Source organism: Mesorhizobium sp. M1A.F.Ca.IN.022.07.1.1, from assembly GCF_003997575.1.
Classification (GTDB): Bacteria; Pseudomonadota; Alphaproteobacteria; order Rhizobiales; family Rhizobiaceae; genus Mesorhizobium.
Genome location: NZ_RZST01000663.1, coordinates 1 through 1,006 on the forward strand (window position 1 = coordinate 1; position 1,006 = coordinate 1,006).

1 protein-coding gene is annotated in these 1,006 nt (G+C 66.5%); it reads right to left on the minus strand.

The genetic code is table 11. The features are described 5' to 3' along the window. Window positions 1-979: aldehyde dehydrogenase family protein (locus EOA75_RS33230; RefSeq protein ID WP_127326165.1), on the minus strand; the 979-nt coding region annotated here is incomplete at its 3' end. Window positions 980-1,006: the final 27 nt, after the last annotated feature.

The window sequence follows — 1,006 nt, forward strand, 5'->3', positions numbered from 1 at the left end:
GGCGGCTCATCCTGACCTTGACCTTGGCGATGAAGGCCTCCGCGATGCCTTCCTGCACCAGGAGCCGCGAGCCGGCGCAGCAGACCTGGCCCTGGTTGAACCAAATGCCGTCGACCAGTCCCTCGACGGCGCTGTCGAGGTCGGCATCCTCGAAAACGACGAAGGCCGATTTGCCGCCGAGCTCCAGCGACAGCTTCTTGCCCGATCCGGCGGTTGCCTTGCGGATGATCTTGCCGACCTCGGAGGAACCGGTGAAGGCGATCTTCTGCACGCCCGGATGGTTGACGATGGCGGCACCCGCCTCCGGTCCGCCCTGAACGATGTTGACGACGCCTTTCGGCACGCCGGCGCGCTCGCAGATCTCGGCGAACAGTATGGCGGTGAGCGGCGTGAATTCGGCCGGCTTCAGCACCACCGTACAGCCGGCCGCGAGCGCGGGCGCGATCTTCCAGGCCAGCATCAGCAGCGGGAAGTTCCACGGAATGACCTGGCCGACGACGCCGACCGGCTTGTGGCCGGGAAAATCCTTCTCGAGCGTCTGCGCCCAGCCGGCATGATGGATGAAGTGGCGGATCGCCAGCGGCACGTCGATGTCGCGGCTCTCGCGGATCGGCTTGCCGTTGTCGATCGATTCCAACACCGCGAACAGGCGCTGATGGCGCTGCATGGCGCGGCCGATGGCATAGAGCACTTTGGCTCTGGCGTAGCCCGAGGATGCCGACCATTTCGGCAGCGCCTTTGCGGCCGCCGCAACCGCGGCGTCGATGTCGCCGGCGCCGGCATCCGAGATCTTCGCCAGCAGCTTGCCGGAGGACGGCTCGCTGGTATCGAAAGTCTTGCCGCTTGCCGCCGCCTTCCAGGCGCCGTCGATGAACAGCGCCCTGGAAAAATCGCGGCCGGCGAGCCAGGCGTCGGCCTCGTTGCGGGCTTCCGGCGCCGGGCCGTACTCCATGGCGCGATAACGTTCTAGGATGTTCATGGGGTCGCTCCTTTACCCTTCCCCGTG